The sequence below is a fragment of the Arthrobacter terricola genome, from assembly GCF_004354015.1.
In the GTDB taxonomy this organism is placed as follows: Bacteria; Actinomycetota; Actinomycetes; order Actinomycetales; family Micrococcaceae; genus Arthrobacter; species Arthrobacter terricola.
Genome location: NZ_SMRU01000030.1, coordinates 33,062 through 45,985, shown reverse-complemented (window position 1 = coordinate 45,985; position 12,924 = coordinate 33,062). Strand labels below are relative to the sequence as shown.

Here is a 12,924-nt window from a genome sequence, read left to right as displayed (position 1 = left end):
CTCGTTGGTCTAGTTAGTCAGTAGGCCTTCCGGCCGTTCAAAACTACGGTACCTAAATATCATCTGATTCCCCCAATTCAACACCATCGTGTTGGCTTGGAGGATTTGCGCCGCGCAACCGGGTCCCGGCCGCGCCCGCAAAGCCTTCCGGGAGGCCTACGCCAGCGAATAGACAAATCCCATGGCAATGCTGACGATGATGAACACAATCAGGAATGCCAGGTCCAGCGACATACCCCCAAGTTGCAATGGCGGAATGAGCCGGCGAATGCGTTTCAAGGGCGGGTCCGTGACGGAGTAAACCACGTGGGCCGCCACCAAGGCGGCACCGCGCGGCCGCCACTGGCGCGCAAACATCTGCACCAGGTCGTAAACGAGCCTGATGACGAGGGAAACCAGGAAAAGCAGCAGTGCGATGTAGAGAAGGCCGAAAACAATGCCCACGGTTTAGCTCAGATCTCCTAGTTCGCCATGTTCGGTCGGTCCCTCTATTGCAACACAGATGCCAGGCAGATCGCTCTGCCTGGCATCTTTGGTAACTGGACTAGCTCTGGTTGAAGAACGACGCTTGGGACTCAGCGGTCTTTTTTTCGTCACCTAGGACCTCAACGTATGACGGCGACAGCAGGAAGACTTTGTTGGTGACGCGTTCGATGCTGCCGTGCAGGCCGAACACCAAACCAGCAGAGAAATCGACGAGGCGCTTCGCGTCCGCCTCTCCCATGTCAGTGACGTTCATGATCACGGGGATGCCGTCCCTGAAGCTTTCGCCGATGATCTTGGCGTCGTTGTAGGAACGCGGGTGGACTGTGGTGATCTGCTTCAGGCCTGAAGCTTCTTCACGGCTCGATGCCGCACGCTTGATAGGTGTCACGGGTGCGCGGTATTCCTCTTCGGCGACTGGGGGGACTTCACGAACTACTTCACGTACAGGTGCGGGGGCGCGTCGCTCTTCGCGATCATTCTCTGCAGGCCGTTCCTCTTCAACTTGCTGCACGTGCTGTTCAGACTCGTAGTGATCTTCGCCATCGGCGAGCCCAAGATAAACCATTGTCTTGCGCAGTGCGCCAGCCATGCTGGACTCCTATCGTGTCTGCAGTGGGCGGGCCGCCCGTGACTTGGCATAGCAGAAAACCCCGGCCCGTCGCTTCGAATACTTTGACGCTACCCCACGGGCGGACGCGATCCGAGAATATCCGAGCCAATTCGCAGGTGTGTCGCACCAAATCGGACAGCAGCCTCAAGGTCCTGGCTCATCCCCGCCGAGATGGCCCCGGCGCCCGGATGCGATCGCCGCAATTCTTCGGAAATCGCGGCAAGCCTCTCGAAAGCGGCTTCCGGCGGCACTCCAAGTGGCGCGACAGCCATGAGGCCCGCCAACCGCAGGCCCGCTGCGTCCGCGATCGAATCGGCGAGAAGCCCGACGTCGGCCGGTGCCGCACCGCCGCGGTGCTCGCCGCCGTCGTCCTGGAGACTTACCTGGATGAAGCATTCAAGGTCCGGACGGCCGGTCTCGGACTGCTGGCGCTCGATCGCCTTCGCGAGGGCTGTCACGAGTTGGACGCGGTCAACAGACTGCACGGAATGCGCGTACTTCACCACGGACTTCGCTTTGTTGCTTTGCAATTGGCCGATGAAGTGCCAGCGCAGGTCGAGGTTCGAGAGCTCAGCCGCCTTCGCTCCGGCCTCCTGGTCCCGGTTTTCACCCAGATCAATGACGCCGAGGGAGGCCAGCCGGACCACGTCCGCGGCCGGGTGAAACTTGCTGACGACAATGAGCCGCGGTTCTTCCCCGCGTCCCGCTTCCCGGGTTGCCTCGGTGATCCTCCGGTGGACCGTGGCCAGCCGGTCCCGAAGTTCGGCAGTCCTCGGATCGGTGTCGACGGCGTCCACGCCGGGCATTGGCTCAGTCATGGGTCCACACCAAGCCCGCGAAGCGACCGGTGCGGGCCTCGCGCCTGTAGGAAAAGAGCCCGGTGGTTTCACGGGTGCAATCCCCCGAATACTCGACTGTGACGCCGAGGGACTCCAATTGGGCACGGACGCCCGCAGGCAGGTCGAGTGCCGGTGTCCCCCAGGACGTGGTGGCCCAAGCCTCCGGAACTACCGCCGCAACGTCTTCGCGCATTTGCTCCGGAACTTCGTAGCAGTTACCGCAAATGGAAGGGCCAAGCCAGGCGCTGATCCCGGCGGCACCCCGGTTTCGCATCTCCGTGACGGCGGCGGATACGACGTCGGCGGCCACTCCGGGCCTGCCGGCGTGGACCACCGCGAGAACAGGAGGCGTTGTGGCGCTATCCGAACCTTCGGCGCCTGCCGGCAGGTCACCGACCAGGACGACAGGGACGCAGTCGGCCACCATGACCGCAAGCGGCTGGCCGGTCGACACCATGGCGTCCGCTATGGGAGCGCTGTCCGCCACTCCCCCGGCCGGAATGAACTCCACGGCATTGCCGTGAACCTGGTTCATGTATTGGAAATGCCGTTGGCCAAGTCCGGCCGCTTCCTCCAGCCGGACCCGACGCACCGCGACGTCGTCAGGATTGTCCGATACGTGCAGTGCGAGGTTTCCCGCATCAGCATCCGAGAAGGCGACCGAGACGCCCGGTCGCACTTCTTTTCGCCACCAAAACACTGCTTACTGACTCTCCTGGACTACCCAATACCGAATGCTTGCTTCAAGAGGATCCGTTACTTCAGGAAGTCCGGCACGTCGAGGTCGTCGGTACGGCTACCGGACAGGTCCGGTTCGACGACGGCCGGAAGGTCGACGTCGAACCCTGAGTCGGCGGGCAACGCGGAAGGACGCTGCTGGCCCCAATTGCTCAGGCCTGAAGCACCCACGCCGGCGCCCACGTGCTGCGGAGCCGGGTACGCGGGAGCCGCTGCCTGGGCGGCAGGACGCTCGGGAGCCGGAGCCGCCTGGTGCTGGCCCTGCTGGGAGGACGACTGGTTCATGGACGGCGATGTTGCCTTGACGTCGTCGAATCCGGCGGCGATGACCGTCACGCGGGCTTCGTCGCCGAGGGCGTCGTCAATGACCGCACCGAAGATGATGTTGGCTTCGGGGTGGGCCACTTCCTGAACGAGCCGCGCGGCTTCGTTGATTTCGAACAGGCCCAGGTCCGAGCCGCCCTGGATGGACAACAGCACGCCGTGGGCGCCGTCGATGGACGCTTCCAGCAAGGGCGATGCAATGGCGAGCTCCGCCGCCTTGACCGCACGGTCTTCGCCACGGGCCGAGCCGATGCCCATGAGCGCCGAACCGGCACCCTGCATGACGGACTTGACGTCGGCGAAGTCGAGGTTGATGAGGCCGGGGGTGGTAATGAGGTCCGTGATGCCTTGGACACCCGAAAGCAGGACCTGGTCAGCGGAACGGAAAGCGTCCAGGACGGAGACGTTGCGGTCGCTGATGGACAGGAGCCGGTCATTGGGGATGACGATGAGGGTGTCGACTTCGTCGCGGAGGGCGTCGATTCCTGCCTCTGCGGAGCCGGCACGGCGGCGGCCTTCAAAGGTGAAGGGCCGGGTGACCACACCGATCGTCAACGCGCCGAGCGAACGGGCGATACGGGCCACGACGGGGGCACCGCCGGTACCGGTTCCGCCACCTTCGCCCGCCGTGACGAATACCATGTCCGCCCCGCGAAGGACTTCCTCGATTTCGTCTGCGTGGTCTTCGGCGGCCTGGCGTCCGACGTCGGGGTTGGCGCCGGCACCTAGACCACGGGTAAGCTCGCGTCCGACGTCGAGCTTGACGTCCGCGTCACTCATGAGCAGCGCCTGGGCATCGGTATTGATGGCGATGAACTCGACGCCGCGAAGGCCGACCTCAATCATTCGGTTAACTGCATTCACGCCACCGCCGCCGATGCCGACGACCTTGATGACGGCCAAGTAATTCTGCGGTGCTGCCACGTTTCGTGCCCCTTGCTTTGTCCTATTTCGAAACAGATCGAGTCCAACTTGAATTCTTGGACCTTAACCCTCTAGTTGAAGGTTATAGTTATGTCAAGTAACTCTTATGCGACGGTATGGGCTATGAATCCTACATTCAATGACCGCTCCCGCGTGTCGTCCAAAGTACCCAAAATAGCCCTTCACGCCTTGATTGCTACTTTGTGAACGGGTGCCGCGGCACACTGACATCGTAGACGTTCACGGGAACTTTCGGATTCACGGGAGCCTTGATCAACGCTTCCAAGACGCGCGCTTTCAGCTCCTTTTCGTCCGCGTTACCCCACACTACGGTCTTCCCGTCGTTCAGCTTGAGTTGGACCGCGTCAGGTGACGTCGCCGAAGCGCTGGCCATCTTGGCCAAGACGTCGGATGGCAGCGTCGCCAGCACGGCGGTGATCGCCTTGAAGAGATCCGGGTTGGTGCCTTGGCCATCGATGATAGGCAAGGGCACCGAAGAAGAATCAGGGGTCGAACCGAGCTGCACGCCATCGACGTCGACCAGCATGTACGCGTCGCCGTTCTTCACGAGCGCCACCGGCACGCGTTCGACCACATGGACCAAAAGTTCCGACGGCGGACGGGCCTCGGTGGTCACTGAACGCACCTGGACCAGCGGTCTGAGCAGGGTGGTGATCTCAGCGTCGTTGATTTGCGGCAATGGTTTGCCCTTGATCGGTGCCAAGGCTTGCTGCACGGCGGCCGGCTGGAGCATCTTGACGCCGTCCACGGTCACCGTGCGCACGGCAAACACCGGAGAGTAGATCGTTGCCACAATGATCCCCGCGACCAGGACCACAACGATCGCGAGTACGGTCAGTACCGTGCGGCGCCGCTTGCGTCCCTTCGGCTCGGGAAAAGCGAGGACGTTGCTGTCCTTCGGACCAGCCTCTTTGGGCGGTTCGACGACGGGTTCGTCAACGCTTCGTTCGGCACTGACGACGCCGGGGCGCGCTCCGGCCTTCGGCTTGAAAGTGGGCTTCCGGGTTTCAGCCACCCAACAACTCCACGATTCGGGGCCCGTAGGCCGTGACATCGCCGGCGCCGACCGTCAGCACGACGTCGCCGTCGCCGGCCGCAGCGAGGACGGCGTCCAGGGCCTCCTGCCCGCCGGCCACGAGCCTGCCGGTCCTGAGGCGTTCCGTGATCAGCGTGCTTGTTACCCCGGGAATCGGGTCCTCGCGCGCGGGGTAGATGTCCAGGACCAGCGCGGTATCGGCTTCACTGAGCGCTTCCGCGAACTCCTGGGCGAACTCCCGCGTCCGCGAGAACAGATGGGGCTGGAAGAGCACATGCACCTTGGAGTCGCCCGCCACCGAACGTGCGGCGGACAATGCGGCCCGGACCTCGGTGGGGTGGTGTGCGTAGTCGTCGTAGACACGCACTCCCCTCCCCTGTCCTTTAAACTCGAACCGGCGGGAGGCACCCGTGAACTTGCCCAAGGCGGCCACCGCCGCTTCGGGAGCCACTCCGAGTTCGACGGCGACCCCGACGGCGGCGGCTGCGTTGAGGGCGTTGTGCCGGCCGGGGACCTGGAGTTCCAGGCGGTGCCGTTCTCCGGCGACGCTTAGCCAGACGGCTCCCGGGCCGTCGTCGTGAAGGTGGATGTCGGCGTCGTCCGCGGTCCCGTATGTCAGCACGCGGGTGCTGCCCGCCGCGCGCGTCCGCTCGGCGAGGGCCCGTGCGCCGTCGTCGTCCGCGCATGCGAACAACGCGCCGTCGGTTGGCAGGAGCGCGGCGAATTTGTCGAAGGAGGCGAACACCGCTTCCGCCGTCCCGTAATAGTCCAGGTGGTCGGCTTCAACGTTCGTGACGACGGCGAGCAGCGGCCGGTAATTGAGGAATGAACCGTCCGACTCGTCCGCCTCGGCCACAAAGATGTCCGAGGTGCCGTTGGCGGCGTTGACTCCGAGGGAGGGAACGTTGGCACCGATCGCGAAGGACGGATCCAGGCCCGCTTCCTTCAGCAAGACCGCGATCATTGACGTCGTGGTGGATTTCCCATGCGTCCCGGCTACGGTTACCACCCGGTCCTGGCCCATTGTCGTGGCCAAGGCCTCGGAACGGTGCAGGACCGGAAGGCCGGCCGCCCGGGCCGCTTCGAGTTCCGGGTTGTCGGCGCGGATGGCCGAACCCGCGACGACAGTCTGAGCGTCGCCCACGTTCGACGCGGCATATCCGACGGCGATCCGCGCGCCTGCGGACTCAAGGTCCCGCATGACGGGCAAGTCCTTGGCGTCCGAACCGCTCACCGTCACGCCACGGGCCACCATGATACGGGCGACAGCCGACATCCCCACTCCGCCGATGCCGATGAAGTGCACCCGGCCGAGCGATTCGAGGTCAACAACGGGTTGGGTCATTCGGACACCGCTTCCAAGACAAGATCAGCCATCCGCTGATCGGCATTTCTCACACCAAGCCGGCGTGCTTTGTCGGCCATATCCGCGAGGCGGGCCTGGTCCGTGAGCAGGGGGATCAGTTCGGATTGCATCCATTCGGCGCTCAACGCGGCGTCGTCAACAAGGAGGGCCGCGCCCGCGTTGACCAACGCCGAAGCGTTCTTGGCCTGTTCCCCGTTGCCGATGGGCAGGGGGACAAAAACCGCCGGGAGTCCGACGGCGGCGACCTCGCTGACGGTCGCTGCCCCCGAGCGGGCGAGGAGCACGTCCGCGGCGGCATACACGTTTTCCATGCCGTCGACGTATTCCACTTGGCGGTAGCCGTCGGCGGCAAGCGGAGCTCCGTCGTCGTTCTTCACTGCCTTGCCACGGCCGGTGATGTGCAAGGTCTGGATCCCGGCGTCCGCCAAGGCGGTGACGGCACCTGCAATGGTGCGGTTGATGCTTTGGGCACCGGACGAACCGCCGGTAACAATGAGCGCCGGACGATCGGCATCCAGCCCGAGCAATTGCTTGGCAGGTCCGCGGCCGGCCTCCCTGTCTAGGGCGGCGATGGCAGTGCGCATGGGCATGCCGACATGCCGGGCGTGGCGCAACGGCGTGTCCGGAAAAGCGACTGCGACATGCTTGGTGAACATGGCACCCACGCGGTTCGCCAGGCCGGGATGGGTGTTCGCCTCGTGGATGACGATCGGAATCTTCCTCCGCCAAGCCGCGAGGTACATGGGAGTACAGACATACCCGCCGACGCCCAGCAGGACATCCGCTTTGGCGTCATCGAGGATACGGCCGGCTTGCTTCACGGCATTCGCGAGCCTGCCCGGCAGCTTCACCAGGTCCAAGGAAGGCTTCCGTGGAAAAGGGACCCGGTCGATAGTCGCAAGGTCGTAGCCCGCAGCCGGTACGAGGCGGGTTTCCATTCCGTTGGGGGTGCCGACAGCAAGGATCGCGGCGTCGGGCCGTAATGCCTTGATGGCATCGGCGATGGCCAGCAAAGGGCTGATGTGTCCGGCGGTCCCGCCCCCGGCGAGGACCACGGACAAAGGCTTGGGCTGGGAATTCATGGGGTGCTATGTACGCTTTCGTGCAAATATCGCAGGCCACCTGCGCGGTTTGGAAGATTTGGCGGGAACCATCTGGGCGCGGGCCAAGGACAAGACTACGCCCACGCCGCATAAGGACATCACCAGCGCCGAACCGCCATACGATATGAACGGCAGCGGAACGCCGATCACCGGAAGCAGGCCGGCAACCATGGCCATGTTGATCGCAGCCTGGCCGAGCATCCACGCCATGATCGAGCCGCCGAGCACGCGGGCGAACAGGTCTTCCTGCTGGCTCACAATGCGGTAGATGGCAACGGCGAGCAAGGCGAAAAGCACGAGGACCACCAGGGTACCCACGAGGCCGAGTTCTTCGCCGATCACGGCGAAGATGAAGTCGTTATGGGCTTCCGGAATCCATTGGTACTTCTGGCGGCTCTGGCCGAGCCCGACGCCCAGCCATCCGCCGGATGCGAGGGCGCTCATCCCTTGTTCGCTCTGGAAGCCGATGTCCGATGCGCCGGTACAGCCTTGCCCCATCCAGGCAGTGATGCGGCACATCCGGTTTCCACTCGTGAGAGCCAGCACCAAGGCGGCAGCGGCGGCCACTCCCCCGGCACTGGCGAAGAGCTTGAGGTTGACGCCGCCGAAAAACAATCCGGCTGCCATGATGAGCATGACAACCAGCGAGGTACCGAGGTCGTGCCCCAGGACGATCAGCGTGATGATGACGGCCGCGACCGGGACGATCGGCACCAAGGCATGCATCCACTTGTCGAGGAGCTTCGCCTTGACGGACAGCACGGTGGCCATCCACAGCACGAGCGCGAACTTGGCGTACTCCGAAGGCTGGAAAGTGAAGCCGCCCACCTCGATCCAGTTCTGGTTGCCCAGGACCCTCTTGCCGATCACAAGGACGAGAAGCAGCAAAGCAACGGCAAGTATGACTGCAGGCCATGCGAACCTTTTCAGCCACACGACGTTGATCCTGGAAAGGACCAGCATCATGACAATGCCCAAGCCCGCGAACATGCCTTGCTTGGCGGCGAGCGAATACGGGGACTCCCCGGCCGCGATCGATTCGACGCTCGACGCGGAGAGGACCATGATGATCCCGATGGCCGTGAGCGCGAGGGACGCGCCAAGGACGAGGTAATACGTCGAGTTGCTCCGCGACTTGCCCGATCCCTCGAGGGTCGACCAGAAACCGGAAACACCGCTGCGAAGGCGGGAAATCAACTTCCTGGGTTGAGCATTGCCGGCCGCGCGTCCAACAGTTGCTGCGTCCCCGGACCGGGACTTCCCGGGACCGGTACGCGTGGGCGTGCTGACCATTGTTACTCCTCGGTGGTCTGTGCCTGGCCTTCCACAAGATCGCGCACTGCCCGGATGAAAGCATCGCCACGGTGAGCGTAGGAAGTGAACTGGTCCATGGAGGCAGCCGCCGGGGCCATCAGCACGGTATCGCCGGACTCGGCGAGCCTTGCTGCCGACTGGACAGCGTGTGCCATCACAGTGTCGCCGAAAATCGGTGACTGTTCCGCGGCGGCACCGGCTGCTTCGGCGGACTCCACCCTCTCAGTGTCGCCCTTCGCTTGCCCGATTACGGGCACATCCGCTGCGTGTCGCTTGAGGGAGGCTTCCAGGTCCGAAGTGTCCGAGCCGATCAGGACCACGGCCTTGAGCCGGTTGGCGTTGTTTTTGACGATTTCGTCATAGTTGACGCCCTTGGACAGTCCACCGGCGATCCAAATGACACTCTCGAACGCCGACAACGCGGCCGCGGCAGCATGCGGATTGGTGGCTTTGGAGTCGTTGATCCAGAGCACGCCGTCCTGCTTGGCCACGGCTTGGATCCGGTGATCTCCCGGGAGGTAGTTCCTGAGCCCTTCGCGCACTGCCGTACTGTCCAGTCCGTAGGCCCGTACGAGCGCCGCAGCAGCGAGTGCGTTCGCCACCATGTGGCGCGGAGCATCCGCGCCGAGGTCCGTCAACGAGGCAAGCTCCTCCGCGGACGTCCGGCGTTCCTCGATGAACGCGCGGTCCACGAGAAGTCCCTCGACGACGCCGAGCATGCTGACAGCGGGAGTCACAGTGGTGAAACCAACGGCACGGCAGCCCTCGACGACGTCGGCGTTTTCCACCATCCGTTCAGTCTCGATCTGCTCGGCGTTGTAGATGCACGCTTTTTGCGTGTTTTCGTAGATCTTTGCCTTGTCCGCCAGGTAGGACTGGTACGAGCCGTGCCAGTCGACGTGGTCTTCGGCGACGTTCAGGCACACGCTCGCCACCGGGGACAAGGATTCGCTCCAGTGCAGCTGGAAGCTGGAGAGCTCCACCGCGAACGCGTCATACTCCACCGGATCGCGGAGGGCGTCCAGGATGGGCGTGCCGACATTGCCGACGGCGATCGCCTTCAGTCCGGCTGCTTGGAGCATTGCTTCGGTCATGCCGACCGTGGTGGTCTTGCCGTTGGTCCCGGTGATCGTGAGCCAGTCAGCCGTCTTGCGGCCCTTGCGCTCCCGCACCCGCCAGGCGAGTTCGACGTCGCCCCATACCGGAACGTGGGCACGCTTCGCAGCTGCCAAAAGGGATTGGTCCGGGCGCCATCCGGGCGATGTCACCACCAGTTCGGCTTTCTCGTCGTCAACGAGGGGAAGAGCCTTGACTGCATCTTCACCAAGGAGGACGTCGGCCGCGCCGACGATCTTCAAGGTGTCGGCTTGGGCGAGCGCTTTAGGGCTTGTCGCGGCATCGACGACCACCACGCGGGCACCCAGTTCGATCAGGGTGTCGGCGGCGGCGAATCCGGAGACCCCGATGCCGGTGACCACCACGCGGAGGCCTTTCCAGTCGGAGTCCCAACTGACGAGGTCCTTAAGCCGGTCATTCGACGAAGGCTTGGTTTGCGGATTTTCACTCATAGCAGCACCACCCATTCAGCATAGAAAATACCGAGGCCCGCGGCTACGAACAGTCCGCAGAGAATCCAGAACCGGACAACCACCGTGATCTCCTGCCAGCCCTTGAGCTCGAAGTGATGCTGCAGTGGTGCCATTTTGAAGACGCGCTTGCCCTTGCTGATCTTGAAATAGCCCACTTGGATAATCACCGAGAGCGTGATGAGGACGAACAGTCCTCCCACGATGCCCAGCAACAGCTCGGTCCGGGACAGGATGGCGAAGCCGGCCACAGCTCCGCCGATCGCGAGGGAACCGGTGTCCCCCATGAAGATCTTCGCCGGCGAGGTATTCCACCAAAGGAAGCCCACGAGTGCGGCGCTGCAGATCGCTGCGAGGAGTGCCAGGTCAAGCGGATCGCGCACGGTGTAACAGCCGCTTCCGGCCTCGCGCGGAGAACCGCAAGCTTGGTTGTTCTGCCAGATTCCCATCAGAGTGTACGCGCCGAAGACCATGATGGATGCGCCGGCCGCCAAGCCATCCAGGCCGTCCGTCAGGTTCACCCCGTTCGTCGCAGCAGTGACAATCAAGTTGGACCAGATGACGAAGAGGATCGCGCCAAGGACGGTGCCGCCGAAGGCCAGGTTCAACCAAGGGATATCCCGGACCAGGGAAATATGCGTGGAGGCGGGCGTAATGCCGCTCGGGTCCGGGAAGTTAAGTACCAGGATGGCAAAGGCGATGCCGACGAAGGCCTGCAGGATCAACTTCGCCTTGGCATTGAGCCCAAGGCTGCGCTGCTTCGAAATCTTGATGAAGTCATCCAGGAAGCCCACGAATCCCATCCCCACCATGAGGAACAGCAGGAGGAGTCCCGAAGCGGACGGCCCGGGCGACCTGGGGTTCATCATCCACATGATCAGGTGGGTCACGCCGTAGCTGATCAGCACGGCCGCGACCACCACGGTTCCGCCCATCGTGGGAGTTCCACGCTTGGTGTGGTGGGAGGTGGGGCCGTCGTCCCGGATGAACTGGCCATAGCCCTTGGTGACAAGGAAACGGATGAAGAGCGGGGTGCCTATCAACGCCACCAAAAGGGCAACGCCGGCGCCGACCAACAGTGCAATCACAGCAGCTCGTTCCCTTCATTGGCGGCAGGTCCAGCCGCGGTGGTCGCACTTGTCCCGGCTTGTGGGGGTAATGCTATCCGATCGCCCAAATGGCGAAGTCCGATCCCGTTCGATGATTTGAACAGGACAAGGTCGCCGGGCTGGAGCTCGGCCTGAAGCAGTTCGTACGCTTCGTCAGCCGTCTCGGTGAAGCTGCATTCGTTGCCCCAGGAGCCTTCCTGGATCGCCGAAATATAGAGCGCCCGGGCTTCGCGTCCTACGACGACCAGCCGGGAAATGTTGAGCCGGACCACCTGGGTTCCTACGGCGGTGTGTTCGCGGATCGAATCCTCGCCAAGTTCCAGCATCGCTCCCAGGACTGCCCACGTGCGGCGACCGTGGCCGAGGTCGGCAAGCGTCCGGAGTGCCGCGCGCATCGATTCGGGGTTTGCGTTGTAGGCGTCATTGATTATGGTGACGCCGTCCGCACGTTCCGTGCGTTCCATGCGCCAGCGGCTGGCGGGCGACTGCTCGCTGAGGGAAGCGGCGATGTCGGACCCGGAAATACCTGCCGCGAACGCCGACGCCGCGGCGGCCAACAGGTTGGTGACGTGGTGTGCGCCGATGAGCTTGCTGCGCACCGGGTGGGAGGGACCGCCGTCGGGAAGGACGAGGTCGAACTCCGGGTGGCCGCTTTCGCTGATATCGGCGTTCCTCGCCTCGACCGCAGCGCCGGCGGCACCGGTCGCCGTCGTGCCCAGGACCTTTGCACGGGTACGCGTGATCATGGCCGCTACACGGGCGTCGTCCAGGTTGATGACGGCGGTGCCGTCCTCACCGAGCGCTTCGACGAGCTCGCCCTTCGCCTTGGCGATGTTCTCCACACCACCGAATTCGCCGGCGTGCGCGGTGCCCACGCCAAGGACCGCACCGATATCCGGCTTGACCATGTCGGCGAGGTACTGAATGTGGCCGATGCCAGTCGCGCCCATTTCGATCACGAGGAAGCGGGTGCCGGAGTCCGCGCCGAAGACAGTCAACGGCACACCGATTTCGCCGTTGTAGGAACCCTGCGGCGCCACTGTGGCTCCCGCTCGGGAGAGAATCCCCGCGAGCAAGTCCTTGGTGGTGGTCTTTCCTGCCGAACCGGTGATTCCGATAACGGTGAACTGCTCGCCGCGGGCTGCGCGGACGGCCCGGATCCGCCGGACGGACTCGGCGGCCAGCGCACCCATGGCGAGCACGGCGTCGTCAACCACGACGGCGGGATACGGCACTCCGTCGTCGTCCAGGACCTCGCGCTCGGTGAGCGCCAAGACGGCGCCGCGCGCGAATGCCGCGCCAACGTAGGCATGGCCGTCGGCGTTTTCCCCCGGTTTGGCCACATACATCGATCCGGCAACCACCTCGCGGGAATCGGTGACCACGGATGCCGGAACGATGCCCGGGTCCGCCGCCAGTCGGCCCTTGGTGATATCGGCGATTTCCGCCGCTGTTAGTGCAATCATCT

General features: G+C 63.9%; 12 protein-coding genes. All 12 read right to left on the bottom strand.

From position 1 onward, the window contains the following. Nucleotides 1-156: 156 nt before the first annotated feature. The 12 genes from E1809_RS20990 to E1809_RS20935 all read right to left on the bottom strand — a co-directional run bounded on the left by E1809_RS20990 (nt 157) and on the right by E1809_RS20935 (nt 12,922). On the bottom strand, nt 157-444 hold the full coding sequence (locus tag E1809_RS20990) for a YggT family protein (RefSeq protein ID WP_133206188.1): 288 nt from the start codon (nt 442-444) through the stop codon (nt 157-159). Between the two features lie 100 nt (nt 445-544). Beyond that, nucleotides 545-1,075, bottom strand: coding sequence for a cell division protein SepF (locus E1809_RS20985; RefSeq protein WP_133206187.1), 531 nt, complete (start codon nt 1,073-1,075; stop codon nt 545-547). A gap of 89 nt (nt 1,076-1,164) precedes the next feature. Continuing rightward, nucleotides 1,165-1,914 carry a YggS family pyridoxal phosphate-dependent enzyme gene (locus tag E1809_RS20980; protein ID WP_133206186.1) on the bottom strand — a complete coding sequence of 250 codons (750 nt, stop codon included), beginning with the start codon at nt 1,912-1,914 and terminating at the stop codon, nt 1,165-1,167. Beyond that, on the bottom strand, nt 1,907-2,635 hold the full coding sequence (locus E1809_RS20975) for a polyphenol oxidase family protein (RefSeq protein WP_133206185.1): 729 nt from the start codon (nt 2,633-2,635) through the stop codon (nt 1,907-1,909). Before E1809_RS20975 ends, E1809_RS20980 begins: the two co-directional genes overlap by 8 nt. Before the next feature lie 56 nt (nt 2,636-2,691). Next, the gene (ftsZ, locus tag E1809_RS20970; protein WP_133206184.1) at nt 2,692-3,921 is read right to left on the bottom strand and encodes a cell division protein FtsZ; all 1,230 of its coding nucleotides are present in this window, start codon (nt 3,919-3,921) and stop codon (nt 2,692-2,694) included. Between the two features lie 196 nt (nt 3,922-4,117). After that, the gene (locus E1809_RS20965) at nt 4,118-4,957 is read right to left on the bottom strand and encodes a cell division protein FtsQ/DivIB (protein WP_133206183.1); all 840 of its coding nucleotides are present in this window, start codon (nt 4,955-4,957) and stop codon (nt 4,118-4,120) included. Next, nucleotides 4,950-6,323 carry a UDP-N-acetylmuramate--L-alanine ligase gene (gene murC / locus E1809_RS20960; protein WP_133206182.1) on the bottom strand — a complete coding sequence of 458 codons (1,374 nt, stop codon included), beginning with the start codon at nt 6,321-6,323 and terminating at the stop codon, nt 4,950-4,952. The genes E1809_RS20965 and murC overlap by 8 nt, the downstream gene beginning before the upstream one ends. Then, nucleotides 6,320-7,426, bottom strand: a complete 1,107-nt coding sequence (gene murG / locus E1809_RS20955; RefSeq protein ID WP_133206181.1) for an undecaprenyldiphospho-muramoylpentapeptide beta-N-acetylglucosaminyltransferase — start codon at nt 7,424-7,426, stop codon at nt 6,320-6,322. Before murG ends, murC begins: the two co-directional genes overlap by 4 nt. 6 nt (nt 7,427-7,432) lie before the next feature. After that, entirely contained in the window at nt 7,433-8,740 is a 1,308-nt protein-coding gene (ftsW, locus tag E1809_RS20950; RefSeq protein WP_133206180.1) for a putative lipid II flippase FtsW, read from the bottom strand. 2 nt (nt 8,741-8,742) lie between these two features. Then, nucleotides 8,743-10,344 (bottom strand): UDP-N-acetylmuramoyl-L-alanine--D-glutamate ligase, encoded by a 1,602-nt coding sequence (gene murD, locus E1809_RS20945; RefSeq protein ID WP_165962435.1) that lies wholly within the window; start codon nt 10,342-10,344, stop codon nt 8,743-8,745. Next, nucleotides 10,326-11,435, bottom strand: coding sequence for a phospho-N-acetylmuramoyl-pentapeptide-transferase (mraY, locus tag E1809_RS20940; protein ID WP_133206178.1), 1,110 nt, complete (start codon nt 11,433-11,435; stop codon nt 10,326-10,328). The genes murD and mraY overlap by 19 nt, the downstream gene beginning before the upstream one ends. Next, nucleotides 11,432-12,922 carry a UDP-N-acetylmuramoyl-tripeptide--D-alanyl-D-alanine ligase gene (locus E1809_RS20935; RefSeq protein ID WP_133206177.1) on the bottom strand — a complete coding sequence of 497 codons (1,491 nt, stop codon included), beginning with the start codon at nt 12,920-12,922 and terminating at the stop codon, nt 11,432-11,434. The genes mraY and E1809_RS20935 overlap by 4 nt, the downstream gene beginning before the upstream one ends. Nucleotides 12,923-12,924: the final 2 nt, after the last annotated feature.

Excerpts from the sequence above, each read along its gene's own strand:
- ftsW (WP_133206180.1), bottom strand. The coding sequence starts at position 8,740 with ATGGTCAGCACGCCCACGCGTACCGGTCCCGGGAAGTCCCGGTCCGGG.
- E1809_RS20985 (WP_133206187.1), bottom strand. The coding sequence starts at position 1,075 with ATGGCTGGCGCACTGCGCAAGACAATGGTTTATCTTGGGCTCGCCGAT.
- murC (WP_133206182.1), bottom strand. The coding sequence starts at position 6,323 with ATGACCCAACCCGTTGTTGACCTCGAATCGCTCGGCCGGGTGCACTTC.
- E1809_RS20935 (WP_133206177.1), bottom strand. The coding sequence starts at position 12,922 with ATGATTGCACTAACAGCGGCGGAAATCGCCGATATCACCAAGGGCCGA.
- murD (WP_165962435.1), bottom strand. The coding sequence starts at position 10,344 with ATGGGTGGTGCTGCTATGAGTGAAAATCCGCAAACCAAGCCTTCGTCG.
- murG (WP_133206181.1), bottom strand. The coding sequence starts at position 7,426 with ATGAATTCCCAGCCCAAGCCTTTGTCCGTGGTCCTCGCCGGGGGCGGG.
- E1809_RS20980 (WP_133206186.1), bottom strand. The coding sequence starts at position 1,914 with ATGACTGAGCCAATGCCCGGCGTGGACGCCGTCGACACCGATCCGAGG.